The organism is Curtobacterium sp. Curtsp57 (genome assembly GCF_047324335.1).
Taxonomy (GTDB): domain Bacteria; phylum Actinomycetota; class Actinomycetes; order Actinomycetales; family Microbacteriaceae; genus Curtobacterium.
Window position 1 is genome coordinate 2,352,337 of sequence record NZ_CP168511.1, and the last position, 15,497, is coordinate 2,367,833.

At 71.9% G+C, this 15,497-nt stretch carries 19 protein-coding genes; 11 read left to right on the forward strand and 8 right to left on the reverse strand.

Features of this window, described 5'->3' with window-relative positions:
- The first annotated feature begins 134 nt into the window (after nt 1-134).
- From ACEN9V_RS11010 to ACEN9V_RS11025, 4 genes are all read left to right on the forward strand, one after another.
- Nucleotides 135-572: an Lrp/AsnC family transcriptional regulator gene (locus tag ACEN9V_RS11010; RefSeq protein ID WP_281266444.1), complete on the forward strand. Its 438-nt coding sequence runs from the start codon at nt 135-137 to the stop codon at nt 570-572.
- Between the two features lie 81 nt (nt 573-653).
- Nucleotides 654-1,025 carry a hypothetical protein gene (locus ACEN9V_RS11015; RefSeq protein WP_413600341.1) on the forward strand — a complete coding sequence of 124 codons (372 nt, stop codon included), beginning with the start codon at nt 654-656 and terminating at the stop codon, nt 1,023-1,025.
- The gene (locus ACEN9V_RS11020; RefSeq protein ID WP_281266441.1) at nt 1,022-1,873 is read left to right on the forward strand and encodes a nitroreductase family protein; all 852 of its coding nucleotides are present in this window, start codon (nt 1,022-1,024) and stop codon (nt 1,871-1,873) included. The genes ACEN9V_RS11015 and ACEN9V_RS11020 overlap by 4 nt, the downstream gene beginning before the upstream one ends.
- Nucleotides 1,870-2,634, forward strand: a complete 765-nt coding sequence (locus ACEN9V_RS11025) for a YqjF family protein (protein WP_413600342.1) — start codon at nt 1,870-1,872, stop codon at nt 2,632-2,634. Before ACEN9V_RS11020 ends, ACEN9V_RS11025 begins: the two co-directional genes overlap by 4 nt.
- 110 nt (nt 2,635-2,744) lie before the next feature.
- Here the strand turns inward: ACEN9V_RS11025 and ACEN9V_RS11030 are convergent, their stop codons facing one another.
- Nucleotides 2,745-3,551: an alpha/beta hydrolase gene (locus ACEN9V_RS11030; RefSeq protein WP_413600343.1), complete on the reverse strand. Its 807-nt coding sequence runs from the start codon at nt 3,549-3,551 to the stop codon at nt 2,745-2,747.
- A gap of 46 nt (nt 3,552-3,597) precedes the next feature.
- Here ACEN9V_RS11030 and ACEN9V_RS11035 point away from each other — a divergent pair, with 46 nt between their 5' ends.
- The 4 genes from ACEN9V_RS11035 to ACEN9V_RS11050 all read left to right on the forward strand — a co-directional run bounded on the left by ACEN9V_RS11035 (nt 3,598) and on the right by ACEN9V_RS11050 (nt 5,733).
- Complete coding sequence (locus ACEN9V_RS11035) at nt 3,598-3,891, forward strand: hypothetical protein (RefSeq protein WP_413600344.1); 294 nt, start codon at nt 3,598-3,600, stop codon at nt 3,889-3,891.
- Between the two features lie 86 nt (nt 3,892-3,977).
- A complete protein-coding gene (locus tag ACEN9V_RS11040; protein WP_413600345.1) occupies nt 3,978-4,973 on the forward strand; it encodes an SDR family oxidoreductase in 996 nt (331 codons plus the stop codon).
- On the forward strand, nt 4,970-5,317 hold the full coding sequence (locus ACEN9V_RS11045) for a hypothetical protein (protein WP_413600346.1): 348 nt from the start codon (nt 4,970-4,972) through the stop codon (nt 5,315-5,317). Before ACEN9V_RS11040 ends, ACEN9V_RS11045 begins: the two co-directional genes overlap by 4 nt.
- A 218-nt stretch (nt 5,318-5,535) precedes the next feature.
- Nucleotides 5,536-5,733: a hypothetical protein gene (locus ACEN9V_RS11050; protein ID WP_281266434.1), complete on the forward strand. Its 198-nt coding sequence runs from the start codon at nt 5,536-5,538 to the stop codon at nt 5,731-5,733.
- Between the two features lie 3 nt (nt 5,734-5,736).
- On the opposite strand, the gene ACEN9V_RS11055 is transcribed toward ACEN9V_RS11050, so the two are convergent.
- Nucleotides 5,737-6,558 carry an ornithine carbamoyltransferase gene (locus tag ACEN9V_RS11055; RefSeq protein ID WP_413600347.1) on the reverse strand — a complete coding sequence of 274 codons (822 nt, stop codon included), beginning with the start codon at nt 6,556-6,558 and terminating at the stop codon, nt 5,737-5,739.
- Between the two features lie 170 nt (nt 6,559-6,728).
- Here ACEN9V_RS11055 and ACEN9V_RS11060 point away from each other — a divergent pair, with 170 nt between their 5' ends.
- Entirely contained in the window at nt 6,729-7,361 is a 633-nt protein-coding gene (locus ACEN9V_RS11060) for a nucleotidyltransferase domain-containing protein (protein WP_413600348.1), read from the forward strand.
- Between the two features lie 3 nt (nt 7,362-7,364).
- On the opposite strand, the gene ACEN9V_RS11065 is transcribed toward ACEN9V_RS11060, so the two are convergent.
- Nucleotides 7,365-10,922 carry a bifunctional proline dehydrogenase/L-glutamate gamma-semialdehyde dehydrogenase gene (locus tag ACEN9V_RS11065; protein WP_413600349.1) on the reverse strand — a complete coding sequence of 1,186 codons (3,558 nt, stop codon included), beginning with the start codon at nt 10,920-10,922 and terminating at the stop codon, nt 7,365-7,367.
- A gap of 94 nt (nt 10,923-11,016) precedes the next feature.
- Here ACEN9V_RS11065 and ACEN9V_RS11070 point away from each other — a divergent pair, with 94 nt between their 5' ends.
- Nucleotides 11,017-11,484 carry a MarR family winged helix-turn-helix transcriptional regulator gene (locus ACEN9V_RS11070; RefSeq protein ID WP_402727672.1) on the forward strand — a complete coding sequence of 156 codons (468 nt, stop codon included), beginning with the start codon at nt 11,017-11,019 and terminating at the stop codon, nt 11,482-11,484.
- Between the two features lie 12 nt (nt 11,485-11,496).
- Here ACEN9V_RS11070 and ACEN9V_RS11075 read toward each other — a convergent pair whose 3' ends face one another.
- From ACEN9V_RS11075 to ACEN9V_RS11085, 3 genes are read right to left on the reverse strand one after another with little or no spacing between them, the layout of a single operon-like run.
- Entirely contained in the window at nt 11,497-12,195 is a 699-nt protein-coding gene (locus ACEN9V_RS11075; protein ID WP_413600350.1) for an anti-sigma factor family protein, read from the reverse strand.
- Nucleotides 12,192-12,707 carry a sigma-70 family RNA polymerase sigma factor gene (locus tag ACEN9V_RS11080; protein WP_413600351.1) on the reverse strand — a complete coding sequence of 172 codons (516 nt, stop codon included), beginning with the start codon at nt 12,705-12,707 and terminating at the stop codon, nt 12,192-12,194. Before ACEN9V_RS11080 ends, ACEN9V_RS11075 begins: the two co-directional genes overlap by 4 nt.
- Nucleotides 12,704-13,387 (reverse strand): YceI family protein, encoded by a 684-nt coding sequence (locus tag ACEN9V_RS11085; protein WP_413600352.1) that lies wholly within the window; start codon nt 13,385-13,387, stop codon nt 12,704-12,706. The genes ACEN9V_RS11080 and ACEN9V_RS11085 overlap by 4 nt, the downstream gene beginning before the upstream one ends.
- A 139-nt stretch (nt 13,388-13,526) precedes the next feature.
- Here ACEN9V_RS11085 and ACEN9V_RS11090 point away from each other — a divergent pair, with 139 nt between their 5' ends.
- Entirely contained in the window at nt 13,527-14,120 is a 594-nt protein-coding gene (locus tag ACEN9V_RS11090) for a hypothetical protein (RefSeq protein ID WP_413600353.1), read from the forward strand.
- Nucleotides 14,121-14,180: 60 nt separating this feature from the next.
- On the opposite strand, the gene ACEN9V_RS11095 is transcribed toward ACEN9V_RS11090, so the two are convergent.
- Together ACEN9V_RS11095 and ACEN9V_RS11100 are read right to left on the reverse strand one after the other, a co-directional pair.
- Nucleotides 14,181-14,366 (reverse strand): hypothetical protein, encoded by a 186-nt coding sequence (locus ACEN9V_RS11095; RefSeq protein ID WP_413600354.1) that lies wholly within the window; start codon nt 14,364-14,366, stop codon nt 14,181-14,183.
- Between the two features lie 119 nt (nt 14,367-14,485).
- Complete coding sequence (locus ACEN9V_RS11100) at nt 14,486-15,439, reverse strand: DNA-3-methyladenine glycosylase family protein (RefSeq protein WP_413600355.1); 954 nt, start codon at nt 15,437-15,439, stop codon at nt 14,486-14,488.
- Nucleotides 15,440-15,497: the final 58 nt, after the last annotated feature.

The window sequence follows — 15,497 nt, forward strand, 5'->3', positions numbered from 1 at the left end:
GTTCCGCGGGCGGACCAGGTCGACGCCGAGGCCCAGTCTAGGGAAGCCGCGGCGGAGAACGCAGCAGGTCGGCGCGCACGTTTCGTGCGTTCAGCCCGGCGTTCTCGCAAGAACTCCGCGTACGATGGTCGTTGATGGATTCGCTCGACCACCGCATCCTGGATCAACTCCGGGACAACGCACGCGCCGGCTACGGCGACATCGGATCGATCGTCGGGCTCTCCGCATCGGCCGTGAAGCGCCGCGTCGACCGGCTCGTCGCCGACGGCGTCATCCGTGGGTTCACGATCAAGGTCGACCCCGCGGTCGAGGACCGTGGCACCGAGGCGTGGGTCGAGCTCTACTGCCGCGGCACGGTCTCCCCCGACGAGCTGCGCTCGCTGCTCGACTCCGTGCCAGAGGTCGTCGACGCCGGCACGGTCACGGGCAGCGCCGACGCAGTGGTGCACATGCGCTCGAAGGACCTCCCCGCGCTCGAGGAAGCGCTCGATCGGGTCCGGCTCGCCCCGCAGGTGGACCACACCCGCAGCGCGATCGTGCTGTCCCGGCTCGTCTCGCGCGAATCCGCCTGAACCGCAGGTCGACACTGCGCCGCCACAGGGCCGCAGCGCGATCACAGGTCGTCTCGCGCGAATCCGCGTAGGTTCGCGTCCATGGGACGCAGGACGACGACCGGGAGGCTCCCCCAGCCTCCCGTCGGATCGGTGGCCGCCCGCCGGATGGTCACCGCTGCGACCGCCGCCTACGTCGCCAACTGCCTCTGGGGCACCGCCGTGGCGGTGCGCCTGATCCGGACGAAAAAGCTGCGGGTCGTGCACCACGGTCTGTTCGTCGTGACCGCGACCGTCACGGGTGTCGCGGCGACCACGCCGTTCTGGACGCGCTCCCGGTCGGCGCTGTTCCTGCTGCCGGCACTGGTGCCGCTCGCGATGGCGCCGCGCACCAATCCCCGCACCGGAGCACACTGGAGAGTCGCGGTCGCCGCCGCGCCGTCCTACCTCGGGGCGATGCTGTTCCGGCGATGACCGCTGGGAGGACAGCAGTGGAGCTCTTCGAGGCCATCCGGCGCCGGCGCACGACGAACGGGGCATTTCTGCCCGACCCGGTTTCCGAGGAGCACCAGCGGCTCCTCGTCGAGCTCGCCGGGCGGGCTCCGTCGCAGCTGAACAGCCAGCCGTGGCGGTTCGTGCTCGTCGAGGAGCGGCCGACCATCGAACGCGTCGCGGAGATCAGCGGACGCTCGATGACCCGCACGATGGCCGAGGGGACGTTCTTCCAGCGCTACAAGCCGTACTTCCGCTTCAGCCAGGCCGAGATGGACGAACGGCGCGACGGGATGCTGTTCGACAAGCTCCCCGGGCCGCTCAAGCCCTTCACGAAGCAGGTGTTCACGAAGCGCGGGCAGCTCCTCATGAACACGCTCCGGGTGCCGCAGACGCTCGGTGAGGAGAACCGGAAGCTCGTCGCCGGGTCGCCGCTGCTGCTCGGGGTGATGCTCGACCGGCACGAGTACCGGAAGGAGGAGCTCTCCGGCTTCTACTCGGTGTTCAGCATGGGCGCCGCGATGGAGAACATCTGGCTGTCGACGACCGAGCTCGGCCTCGGCATCCAGTTCGTGTCGTTCCCGATGGAGACCCCCGGCGCGTGGGAGGAGATCGAGGGGCTGCTGCGCGTGCCGCCGGAGCTCGAGCTGATGGCCGTGTACCGGATCGGGTACCTGCCGCCGGAGCGTCGGCGACCCGCGATCGACTGGACCTCGAGCGAGCGCAAGCGGCCGTCGCAGTACGTGTTCCGCGGGACCTGCGACACCCCGCAGCAGGGGTGGGACGACGCGCCGGTGGCGACCCACATCGACGACGCGAGCGTCTCGTGACCGCCGGCCGGTCTGCCGGGTTCGAGCCGGGCCTCCAGTCCGTCGCCCCTGCTCTGCCGGGGCGACCGTGGATCGAACAGGCCTGGCGCGACGTCGTCTTCGTGCACTGGCGGGTGGACATCTCGGCGGTGGCACCGCTCCTGCCGGCGGGGACGCGCCCGGACACGATGGCCGCGGACGGCACCGACGACGGGACGACCACGTGGGTGGGGCTCATCGGGTTCCGGTTCGAGGACACCCGGTTCCCGCCGATCGCCGTGCCGGACGGACTCGGGACCTTCGTCGAGGTGAACGTCCGCGTGTACACCGTCGACGAGCACGGACAGCACGGGGTCGTGTTCCTGTCGCTCGATGCCGGGCGCCTCGCTCCGACCATCGGTGCGCGGACGCTCACCGGGTTGCCGTACCACTGGGCGCGTGCCGAGTGCCGGGTCGGCTCTGGTCGGGTCGGGTACGCGATGCGTCGACACGGGACGCAGCTGCGGTCGGTGGTCGACGTGTCGATCGGCGATGCGATCGACGAGCCCTCGGCGCTCGACACGTTCCTGACGGCACGGTGGGGCATGCACGTCCGTCGAGCCGGGGTCACCCGGTTCTGGCCGAACGAGCACGAGCCCTGGCCGCTGCACCGGGCGTCGGTGCGGGTGCTGCGGGACGATCTGCTGGGGGCCGCCGGGCTGCCGTTCTCGCTCGCGGAGCTGCCGCCGGACTCGGTGCTGTACGCGCCGGGGGTGACGACGCGGTTCGGTGTCGGTCGCTGAGGCTCGCTTCGGCGGGCGTCCTCATGCTGACGCGCGCGTGCGCTGCCGGGTGCCGGCGCTCCCGACTCGTCACTTGCACATGCAACGACCGCTCTCGAGGCCTCCGCCCATCACGGGCGCCACAACCAGCGCAGGGCATCGGGCAGGATCACTCCCCCGTGGTTCGGGCTGTGGCCGCCGTCGCCGAGCACCAGGCGGTGGTCGTACCCGCGCTCCGCGAGAGCAGCGTCGACGAGGAGGTTGTTGCTGTACCAGTTCAGTTCGGGCTCGTCGTGGTTGAGGTCGAACCGGTTCGCCTGCAGGAAGACCCGCAGCGGCTTCGCGGGCGTCGAGCGGATCAGTGACGGGTACGGGTTGCCACCGGGGATCTGCGCGAAGCTCGCGACGAAGGCCAACACCCGCCGGAAGGCGTCGGGGTGCTCCCACGCGACCGTGAACGCGCAGTTGCCGCCGCTGCTGCCGCCGCAGATCGCGCGCTGGTCGGGGTCGTCCGTGATCGCCAGTCCGAACCGCTCGCGCACGGCCGGCAGGATCTCGTGGAGCAGGAACTCGCCGTACCGGCTGTCGGCGGGGTCGTACTCGGCGTTGCGGTTCCCGGGCTGGCCGGGATCGACGAACACCCCGATCGTGACGGGCATCGCCCCCTCAGCGATGAGGTTGTCGAAGACCGTCCCCGCGCGCATGTCGAGTCCTGGGTCGAGGTAGAGCCCTCCGTCCTGGAACACCATGAGCGCTGCCGGCTCCGCAGGGTCGTACTGCGCAGGGACGAACACGTGGACCATGCGGGTCGTGCTCGGGTAGACGCTGCTGGCACCCCACGTGAACCGCTCGATGCGACCGCGTGGGATCCCGTCGTGCGGGACCGAGTCCGGCCCGTGCTGGTACGTCCTCGGCAGGGTCTCGACATCGCGACTCACACGAGCGACGCTAGCCGACGACTAGTCGATGCCGTTTGATGAACCGATGCACTACCGGCTGATGAACGAGTACGGCGTCCTCTGGCCGTTCTGGGCCGACGTCGGGAAGTGCAGCCCAGGTCAGCCCGACCTGCCGCCACGAGTCGAGGCGGCAGTCCGTGCGTGGGCCGCGAACTTCAACGACCGGTACTCGTGGGAGTCGGGCTGGCCGACCGAAGGCGAGGCACGCGAACACGCCTCGCAGGCGCAGCACCTGTTCGAGATCGTCGCTGGGTTGTTGCCCGAGGGCGACGCGATCGAGCTCGATCTGTGGGAGACCAACAGCCGCAAGGGTCTCTGACGATCCAGGAGAACACTCTCATCGACGAGCGCGTCCGGGGGACAGCACCTGAGCCCGACGCGTACTCGCCCCGGTACAAGGGGCACATGACACGAGTAGCAGTGGTGACGGGTGGTTCGGCGGGCCTCGGACGAGCAACGGTTCGGGAGCTTGCCGCCCGCGGGTGGGACGTCGCGGTCCTCGCACGCGGACTGGACGGCACGGAAGCCGCGGCAGCAGAGGTCCGCGCCACCGGACGACGCGGACTGGCCGTGCAGGTCGACGTCGCGGACCGGGACGCCGTGCAGGCCGCCGCGGACCGGGTCGAGGCGGAACTCGGCCCGATCGACCTGTGGGTCAACGGGGTCATGGTCGGGGTGTTCGGCCGCTTCCTCGACACGGATCCGGACGACTTCGAGCGCGCACTCCGGGTCACGTACCTCGGCTTCGTGAACGGGACCCGCGCCGCCCTCGACCGCATGGTGCCGAGGAACCGCGGCCACGTGATCCAGGTCGGGTCGGCGCTCGGCTTCCGGGGCATCCCGCTCCAGGCCGCGTACTGCGGCGCGAAGCACGCGATCGTCGGCTTCACCGAGTCCGTGGTGTCCGAGCTCATCAACCAGGGCAGTGCCGTGAAGGTCTCGCGCGTCGACATGCCGGCGCTCAACACCATCCAGTTCAACTGGGTCAAGTCGCAGCTGCCGCACCACCCCCAGCCGGTCGCGCCGATCTACCAGCCAGAGGTCGGCGCGCGCGCCATCGCCGTCACCGCCGAGCACCCCCGCCGGCGTACCTGGGTCGGAGAGTCGACGGTCTACACGATCATCGGGAACCGCGTCAGCGCCTGGTTCGCCGACTGGTACGCCGCGAAGACGCTGGTGTCCGGCCAGCAGACCGCGGCGAAGGACGGACAGAGCCTGCCCGCGAACCTCTACGAGCCGGTACCGGGTGACCACGGCGCGCACGGCGTGTTCGACGACGTCGCGCACGCATGGTCACCGCAGACGTGGTGGGTCGAGCACCGCCGGCTCGGCACCGGGCTGCTGAGTGCTGCGCTCGGCGTCGCCGGGGCCGCGGCGGTCGCGGCGGGGCGACGTCGGTGAGCCGGGTCAGGGTCTCCCGCGCTCGGGGCGCATCGGTCGTCGAGGGCGTCAGGGCCACGCTCGGGGTCGTGCACCTACTCGGCGCGGGGCGGCAGCCGCGGACCGCCGTCTTCAACCGGGTTCTCGGAGCGCGACAGCTCGCGCAGGCGACGCTGCTGCTGCGCTCAGGATCGGGGAACGCCCACACACTCGGAGCAGCGGTCGACGCCGTCCACGCGGTGACCATGGTGCCCCTGCTGTTCGTCGGCGGCCCATGGCGGCGGGTCGCGACCAGCCAGCTCGCAATCGCCAGCACACTCGCGGTGGCCGAGGTGGCCCTGGTCGGGGCAGGCCGCAGGCGCTGACACGAGCAAGGATGCTCCGGCCCGAGCACAGGGGACGCTCAAGGGCCGGAGCATCGTTGCTCTCGGCGAACCTTCGGTGGTCGGGGGTACCGCCGATCGGGTGCGGTTCGCTGAAGACGACACTAGCGGGTCCGCACAAAGGGGGACAGACAGTTCGGTCCCCCAGTTCGGGTGTCCGTTTCGCGTGGCTCACGGGGCCCGCGCGTAGCGTCCCGACCATGAGCGACAACGAACAGACCGAGCCCGTCATGGACGGCGCCACCGAGGCCACGAACCACGAGAAGCTCTCGGGCCTCATCGAACAGGTCGACCAGGACCACGGGCACGAGGGCGCGGCCGCGATGGCCGACCACCTCCGCGACCGGATGGACGAGACCGGCGTCGTGGATGAAGATCGCGGCGACGAAGAGGACTGACCGCTAGCCGAGGCCGAGGCAGTACGCCAGCACGGCCTGCTGCACGGGCAACAGGGACCGCTTGAACCCGTACCCGACGAAGGCCTCCCCCGCGAGCGCCCCGGCGGTCGCCTCCCGCCCGCGGACGAAGGGTGGACACGGAGCGAACCGCACGCCGGACGGTGCGGTCGCCAGCAGCTCCGTGGTGATCCGAAAGCGCTCCAGTGCCGCAGCGTGTCGACCCGGCCCGTCGGTCAGTACGACGTCCGCCGAACGGATCGCGGTCGAGAGGTCGTCCGTCCACACCGCTCCCGGCGTCGCGAGTCCGTCGGGGCAGCACTGGACGAGGACGAGGTCGAAGAGCGCGGCGGCCTCCTGCCACGCCCGCGCGATGTTGCCGTCCGCGCCGACGAACAGGAAGCGCAGCGCGCGGACGTCGCTCTGCCGTGACAGCGCGTACACGTCGGAGAGCACCTCGCAGGGGTGGTTCTCGTCGGTCATCGCGTTCACCACGGGGAGCGCGTCCGCACCTGCCAGGTCCTCGAGCACCGCGATCGACGGGTGCCGGGCGACGACGACGTCGGCCCACTGCGCCAGGTACCCCGCGACGTCGCCGAGCGCCTCGGACTTGTCGAGCGTCTCCGGCGGGAAGACGATCGGCTGCAGGCCCATCAGCTGCGCGCCCCGCTCGAACGAGACCCGCGTGCGCAGACTCGACGGCGGGAAGAACATCACCGCCGCACCGTCCGTCACCGGCCCCGTGCCGCCGCGGTAGGCGTCCGCGAGGGCGAACACGGCCGCCGCGTCGGCGGCCGTCCAGTCGTCGAGTCGGATCAGGTGCCGCATCGCTCCACGATAGGGGCGACCGCGGCCCTGGACGGGAGGCGCGACTCACGTGACGCGCGCGCGGAACGTGCGCAGGGCCTCCAGTTCGGATGCGTCCAGACCGGACCGCGCGCGGCGAGCGTGCGTGCTGTCGGTGCCATCCCGACACCGTGATCGGGCATGCTGGAGCGATGGCGACGTGGCAGGCGGAACTGTTCGAGCGACTGTGCGCCGCGCTGCCGGACGGGAGCGTGCGTGCGTACGGTTCGCTCGTCGACGGGGACCTGGACGAGTGGAGCGACCTCGACGTGGAGGTCTCGACGTCCGAGCACCTCGACGTCGAGCGGCTGCTCGACACCCGGCTGTGGGCCTGGCAGGAGTCCGTCGCGGAGGACGGGCAGGTGCTCCGCCTGGTCACCCGGGATGGCCGTCGGGTCGACCTGACGGCCAACGGGTCGACACTCGTCCTGCCGGAGGCTCCCGTCGACAACGCCGTGCGGTTCGATGCGGCCCTCGCCGCGACGCGGCTCGGTCGCGGCAACCTGCTCATCGGCCTGCACCTGGTCCTGGGGATCGGACGGGAGGCACTGGTCGAGTCGATGCGCGCCGCCGACCTGGCAGCAGGGACCGTCCACCACCGGGTCGCCACTCCCTTCGACGCGCGGGCGGCCGAGGTGGCGGCGCTCACGTCGGGCGCGCTGGAGCCAGAGACGGCGCTCAGGGCCTACGAGCTCTACGGCGCACGACGGTCGGAGCGCGACTCCGGGTACGCACCGGATCCGGCCGGCCTCGTCGCGCTGCTCGACCTCGCGGGCGGCGGCTGACGCTCAGACGCGGAGCTCGGCGAACTCGCGGTCGACGTCGCCGAAGCGGTGCGTGGTGATCGACACCGACTGCTCGCGGAGGTAGGGCAGCATCTCGATCAGCCCCGACTCGACGACGGGAGCGTGGTGGATCGCGACGTCGATGCTGGCGCCGAGCGCTTCCTCCAGCGCGAGGGCGTCCCCGCCGAGCAGGCGGATGCGCGCACCCGGTCCGCCGAAGGCCGTGTGCTTCGGGCGCTCGCGACCCTGTGACAGGACGACGTCGAGGGCGTCTTCCGGTTCGTCGGACGGGCTCGACCAGCTGTCGCGGAAGACGTCGCCCGATGCCGCGCGACGGTGGAACTCCTCGTCCGACTCGACCAGGTGGTCGACCACGTCGAGCGGGGATCTGCTCGACGCGAACAGCTGGGTGAGGGGACCGGGCAACGGCCGCGCCGTGCTCAGGAGGATGTGTGCGCGCGCGGCGGCGGCGGCGACGAGCGCACGGACGAGGTCCCCGCTCGACGCATCCTCGGACTGGCGCACGATGATCGACTGCGGGCGGTAGCGCAAGACGTTCCGCTCCACGACGAGCGCCGAGGGGTCGTGCGAGACGCCGTACTGCTCCGTGCGGGCCTGCACGTCGCTGATGGCACCGGCCCGGACCTGGTCGAACTCCTCGAAGGTCAACCCGCTGCGTGCTGCCTCGATCACGGCGGTGACCCGCGGCGGGAGACCGTGCAGCTGGATGCTCTTGTGGACCTTGCGCGGTGTCGGCTCCCAGCGGCCGAGGGTCGCGACGTACATCGGACCACCCGCCTTGGTACCCGTGCCGACGGAGGACTGCTTCCACCCGCCGAAGGGTTGGCGTCGGACGATCGCCCCGGTGATGCCGCGGTTCACGTACAGGTTGCCCGCCTGGACGCGGTGCATCCAGTCGGCCACCTCGTCGACGTCGAGGGAGTGGATCCCCGCGGTGAGGCCGAAGTCGGTGCCGTTCTGGATCGCGATCGCGTCGTCGAGGGTCTCGGCGTGCATGATCCCGAGCACCGGCCCGAAGTGCTCGGTCTGGTGGAAGTCGCTCCCGGGACGGACGCCGTCGCGGATGCCGGGCGACCAGAGCCGGCCGGAGTCGTCGAGCGGGACCGGCTGCACGAGCCAGGACTCCCCCGGGCCGAGCTCGGTCAGACCCGTGCGGAGCTTGCCCTTCGGCTCGGCGATGAGCGGACCCATCTGCGCCGTGGGGTCGTCGGGCCAGGCGACCCGGAGCGTCCTGGTGGCGTCCACGAGCTGCCGACGGAACCGCTCGCTCTCGGCGACGGACCCGACGAGGATGACGAGCGACGCAGCGGAGCACTTCTGGCCGGCATGCCCGAACGCCGATCGGACGACGTCCTGCACGGCGAGGTCGAGGTCGGCCGACGGCGTCACGACGATGGCGTTCTTCCCGCTGGTCTCGGCGGTGAGGGGCAGCCCGGCTCGCCACCACGTGAAGGACCTGGCGGTCTCGGCGGCCCCGGTGAGGATGATGCGGTCGACGGCCGGGTGCGCGATCAGCTGTCGGCCGAGGATGTCCTCGTCGAGGTCGACGAGCTGCAGCAGCGAGTGCGGGACTCCCGCGTCCCAGAGCACGTCGGCGAGGACGGCACCGGAGCGCTTCGCTTCCGGGGCGGGCTTCAGGACGACCCCGCTGCCGGCGGCGAGCGCAGCGAGCACCCCACCGGCGGCGATCGCGACGGGGAAGTTCCACGGCGGCACGACGACGGTCAGTCGCGGTGGCACGTACCGCGCACCGGTGACGGACGCGAGCCCGCGAGCCTGGTCGGCGTAGTAGTGGGCGGAGTCGATCGCCTCACTGACCTCGGCGTCGGCCTCGGTGATGGTCTTGCCGGTCTCGGCCGCCATCACCTCGATGAGGTCGCCGCGCCGGACCTCGAGCTCGTGCCCGATCAGGTCGAGCAGCTCGGCGCGGTCACCTGGGTCCTGACGGCCCCAGTTCACGCCGGCCTGGGCGGTGCTGCCGACGATCCGTTCGAGCTTGGTGCGGTCGAGGACCCGTGCGCCGCGGATGGTCTGGATGCCGAGCTGCGACCGGGGCACGCGGCGGAGGACGTCCGCCGCCCACGCTCGGTTCGCGGGGATCGCCGGGTCGGTGTCCGGGACGTTGGCGAAGTGGTCGCGCGGGCCGGGTTCGGCCGGGCGGCGTCGTCGGTCCTGCGTGCGGTTCGTCGCCTGCACCGGGTCGTCGAGCGCCGCGACGGACGCGGTCCAACGGGCGAGTTCCCGGTCGAACACGGCCTGGTCGTGGTCGATGTCGAACGCCCCCGACATGAAGTTCTCGGGGCTGGCGTTCTCCTGCAGGCGCCGAGCCAGGTAGGCGATCGCGGAGTCGAACTCGTCCGGCTGGACGACGGGTGTGTAGAGGAGGATCTGTCCGACGTCGTCGCGGACGGCGTCGGCGTGCGTGGCGGCCATGCCGAGGAGCATCTCCACGTCCACGGCGTCGGTCACCCCGCGGCGCTGGGCGAGCACCCACGCGGTCGCGAGGTCGAAGAGGTTGTGCCCGGCGACGCCGATGCGGACGGCGTCGGTGCGCTCGGGCGTCAGGGCGGTGTCGAGCATCCGGAGGTACGCGGTGTCGGTCTCGCGCTTGCTGCCCCACGTCGCGAGCGGCCAGTCGTGCACGATCGACTCGACGCGCTCCATCGCGAGGTTGGCACCCTTGACGAGCCGGACCTTCACGGGGGCACCACCGCGTGCCCGGCGGGCGATCGCCCACGACGTCAGCGACTCGAGCGCCCCCGCGGCGTCCGGCAGGTACGCCTGCAGCACGATGCCGGCGTGCAGGCCGAGGAACTCCTCGCGCCCCAGCAGCTCCTGGAAGACCGCGAGCGTGACGTCGAGGTCGCGGTACTCCTCCATGTCGAGGTTGATGAACTTCGGCGTGGGGCTCGACGCCGCCAGCCGGTAGAGCGGCACGAGGCGGTCGACGACGCGGTCGACGGTCTCGTCGAACGCCCACATCGACATCTGCGGGACCACGGCACTGACCTTGATCGAGACGTAGTCGACGTCGTCCCGCGCGAGGAGGTCCATCGTGCCCTGGAGCCGACGGTCGCTCTCGGCGCTGCCGAGGACGGCCTCGCCGAGCAGGTTCACGTTGAGCCGGGTGCCGTCGCCGCCGATCTTGGCGAGCGCCGGACCGAGCTTCGCCGGGGTCGCGTCGACGACGAGGTGGCCGGTCATCCGGCGCAGGATCTTCCGTGCCGTGGGGATGACGGCCCACGGCGCCATCGTCGCGAAGCCGCCGCCGAAGGTCACCGCGCCGCGGAGGTACCAGGCGAGGAAGTCGGGGACGTCTTGGCTGACCTTCTCGAGGTTCCGTGCGGCGACGCGGGGGTCTTCCGGGCGGATCACCTTGTCGACGAATCCGAACGTGAAGTCGAGGCCCTGTTCGTCGCGGAGCACGCCAGCCAGCCGGGCCGCACCCGGATCGGGCTTGACCCCCGCGGATGCGGCGAGCCAGCGTCGCACGAGCGCGACGGCGTCGTCGGTGCAGTCCTGGAGGCGAGCGCTCGGCATGGTCTGATCGTATGCCGCAGCACCGACCTCACCTCGGAGCGCGCCGAGTGCTGGCCAACAGTCAGCGATGTGTCAGCGGGATACGCTTGCTCGCATGTCGAAGCAGGGCGATGGCGGCCACGACTGGGCCACCTGGGACGCGTACCACGACGTGTGGAGACGTCTCGACCGCGCCCTCGACCACGCCGTCCAGCACGGCGCGGGCATCTCGATCCCGGAGTTCGAGATCCTGATCGGGTTGCACCGGCAACCGGACCACCGACTGCGGGTGCGGGACGTCGCGGCCGGCATCGGCTGGGAGAAGTCCCGCGTCAGCCACCAGGTCACGCGCATGGTGTCCCGCGGCCTGGTCGAGCGCGCGGACTGCCCGACGGACGGCCGCGGCAGCTGGGTCGTGATGACGCCGGACGGCCGCCGCGCGGTGCTCGCCGGGATCCGCGCGCACACCGCTGCACTCGAGCAGCTGTTCTGGAAGCCCGTGGGCGACGACGCGGACACGCTGCGGTCGGTCAGCGCCCGGGTCCAGGACGCGCTCGGCCCGGTCGACCCCGTACACGACTGACCAGGACGACCCTCAGATCCGGACGGTCGCCAGGGTCCTCGTGTCGCCGTGCAACCGGACCTCGACCGACGCGATCGACCCGATCGGCACGTCCGTCGCCGCCGCGAGGCCGGCAGCCGAGCGCCCGGACGCCGTCCACGACGCCACGGTCTCGTCGGTGCCGTCCTTCCGCACAACGACGAGGTCGTACATGACGCTGCTGCCGTTCCCCCAGTCGCGGCCGCCGTACGTGCAGCCCCAGTCGAACCGGGTCCCCCAGGCCTTCCGGGTCACGTCGAGGTCCACCCGCAGCCCGGCGGCCGCGACGGGCGACATCGCGTAGCGCTCGGACCCCGCGGAGACGGACGTCGGAGCCGGACCGACCCGTGCTGCGCCGATCGCGACCCCGCCGAGCACGGCGGCCACGACGGCGAGCCCCGCGGTGACCGTGACCAGCACCCGGCGGCGGCGACGGCGGGTCCTGACCCGGTGCGCGACCGTGGCGAGCGGGCGTGCCGGAGCCGGGTCGGGCCTCCCGTCCGGGTCCGCGATCGCGACGGCGTCCTCGGCAGGCAACCGGCCGAGCAGTCCCGGCATGCCGGCCAGCTCCGCGACGGCGGCGCGGCACGCGGCGCACGTCTCCAGGTGCCGTTCGTACTCGAGCCGCTCGTCGCTCGGCAGCGAGCCGAGTACGTACGCGGCGTCCCAGTCCCGGTAGCGGTCCTCGGTCATCGGGTCACCCCTCGTTCCTGCAGTGCGAGTCGGAGTGCGCGGAGGCCGTAGTGCAGGCGGGACTTCGCGGTGCCCTCGGGGATGCCGTGGCGGCGGGCGATCTCGGGGACGGTGTGGCCGAGCCAGTACGCGTCGACGACGACCCGCCGGTGCTCGGGTGAAAGTGCTGCGAGTGCGTCGGCGACGACGATGCCGTCGAGCACCGCGTCCGTCCGGTCGGGTTGCACCTCGTCGACGGGTTCGTCACTGCCGAACTCGCGTCGGTGCCGGGCGGAGCGGGCGTCGTCGACGACGAGGTTCCGCGCGACGGTGAACAGCCAGGCCCGAGCAGCATCGGGCTCGCGCTCGAGCACCGCCGGTCGCTGCCACGCCCGCACCAGGGTCTCCTGCACCACGTCATCGGCGAGCGCACGGTCCGCGGTGAGGTGCCGCACGTACCGCAGCAGCGCGTCCCCGTGCTCGGCGTGCAGCGCCAGGAGCAGTTCGTCGGCCGGACGCTCCCCCACGGTCACCGCGTCAGCTCGAGGGAGAACTCGACCGCGCCGGAGCCGTCGACCTTCACGAAGCCGAGGTCGGGCGCGTCGACGCCGTAGTCGGCGAACGTGACCGGGATCGACCCGGCGACCTGGACGTGCCCGGCGCCGTCGACCCCGAGCTGCGCGTCCGCCTCCACCGTCTTCGTCACGCCGTGCATGGTCAGGTCGCCTCGGAGGGTCACGTCCCGGTCGGTGCCGGCGAGCGCCGCCCGCACGTCGACGGGGTCGGTCACCCGGAAGGTCGCGGTCGGGAAGCGGTCGGTCTGCAAGGCTTGGGAGCGGAAGTACTCGTCGCGGGCGGACTCTGGGGTGGCGATCGAGGCGACCTGCACGGTGACCGTCGCACGATCGAGCGACCCGTCGGCCACGGTGGCGGTGGCGTCGACGTCCTTCGTGCGTCCGGTCACGGTCACATCCTGGCCCCGGAGGACCTCGTGCACCCGGTACCCGGCGAAGGAGTCGTTCCCCGCCTGCCACGTGCCGTCGGCATCGGCCGGGTCGAGCGTCGCACCGCCCGTCGGGGCGAGCGTCGGTTCGGCCTCCGCCGAGCCGTTCACGAGGTTCGCGTAGACGATCGGTCCGCCGATCACACCGGCCGCGCCGATGACGACCACGCCTGCGGCGATCCCGAGCAGCACCTTGGTCCGAGTCCTCATGCCCGGGAAACGACGCAGGGAGCGAGATCGTTCAATCCGGGCCGGGATCGAACGATCCGGCCCGCCGACCCGTGTCACCGGTGAGCGGGACCGCTCGTGCCGGGAGGCCCGGCTCGGCCCCGCAGGACAGGGGTCACCCATGCGCACCACACGTTCCACCCGTTCCGTGCTGATGGTCGCGGGCGTCGCGTTCGCGGCGCTGGCGCTCGCGGGCTGTTCGGCCGGGTCGTCGGCGTCGGGCGGGTCGTCCGCTCCGGCCGCGTCGGCATCGGCATCGGCATCGGCATCGGCATCGGCGTCTGCGTCGTCGTCTCCGTCGTCCGCCGGCGGCGCGTACGGCACCGACGACCAGGGCGGCGACAGCGGCGGCGGGCACGGTGCCGACGACGGCATCGCGACCGCTTCCACGTCGCTCGGCACCGTCGTGGTCGACGGGAAGGGCATGACCGCGTACTTCTACGACGAGGACGTCAAGGGCTCCGGCAAGAGCACCTGCACGGGTGGATGCGCCGCGGCCTGGCCGGCGATCGAGTCCGACGCGGCGAAGCCCGCCGTGTCCGGGGTGACGGGCGACGTCGGCACGATCACGGGCGTCGACGGGAAGCTCCAGGTCACGGTCGACGGTCGCCCGATCTACACCTACGCGGCGGACGCGAAGCCGGGCGACGTCACCGGGCAGGGCGTCGGCGGGGTCTGGTACGTCGTGAACCCCGATGGCACCGAGCAGAAGTAGCCTCGGGCGCCCGGGCGCCCCGCACCATCAGGGTGAGGGCGCTCACCGGTTCCCGAGCTGTCAGCGGTGGTGGTAGAAGTTCGCCTGGTCCTGACCGCGCTGTGCCTCGCGCAACGCGTCGGCGAGCTCCTGGTCACTCTGCTCGAAGGCCCGCGAGCGAGCACCGAGGTCGGTGAACTTCGCCATCCACACCCAGAACACGACGAGGCCGACGAACACGACCGCGGCTCCGATCCACCACCCCATACTCGGACCCTATCCCCGCGAGCGAAGTCCTGCCGCGCCCCAGAACGAACATCGCGCCCCGTCGTGGCGGGGCGCGATGTCCGTGGCGGGGTGCGAAGCGGGGACGCGAGCACCGCGGGTCAGTGGTGGCGGTGGTCCTGGATCGTCATGCGGGGGCCGAACGCGGGCTTCCGGAACCCGCTGCCGCCGATGAGCCGCACGATGCGCTCGCGGTGCCCACGCCAGGGTTCGAGGAGCTCGAGCATGCCGTCGTCGTCCACCGGGCCACCCGTCAGCGCCCACCCGACGAGCGCCGGCACGTGGAAGTCCCCGACGCTCGGGGAGTCGGGGTCGCCGTGGGAGCGCTGCGCCGTCTCGGCAGCGGTCCACTTGCCGATGCCGGGGATCGACTGCAGCCGGGCGGCGACGACGGCGCCCCCGCGGCCCAGCGACAGCGTCCGTTCGAGTGCCGGGGCGACCTTCACGGCACGCATGACCGTTGCCGAGCGCCCGGGTTCGATGCCGGCCCGGTGCCACTCCCAGCTCGGCACCTTCGCCCACTCGGCGGCGGACGGCGGCACGATCATCCCGACGGGAGCGGGCCCGGGTGCGGGCGTGCCGTACCCGCGCAACAGGTACCGCCATGCACCCCATGCCTGCCGGAAGGTGACCTTCTGCTCCATGATCGCCGGCACGAGCATCGCGACGACCGTGTTCGTCCGGCACAGCCGCAGCCCCGGCTGCCGGTGTCGGGCGTCGGCGAGGAACGCGTGCGAGGACACGTCGAGGTCGGACCAGTCGTCCCCACGCCCGACCAGGTCCGGTCCGTGCTCGACCGCCCACTCCGCGCCGTCCCCCCACGCGGAGATCCCGATCGTGTCCCCGGCCTGCCGGATCGCCACCGACGCGGGCCCCTCCGGCGTCCGCAACGCGAGCCACACGTCCGAGCCGACCACCCGGAACGCGGGGTCGCCGGAGCCGCGCTGCAGGGGCCGGAGCGTCGCGGCCACGTGCACAGGGCCTCCTGGCCGGTAGACCGTGTCGAACCGTCGCACGCCGCCGGTCGGAGCCGGGTCGAGACGGGCGAGGCGCATGACAGGGATGGTAAGCGAAACCACCGTCGGCCAAGATGGGACCAGATCCACACACCCG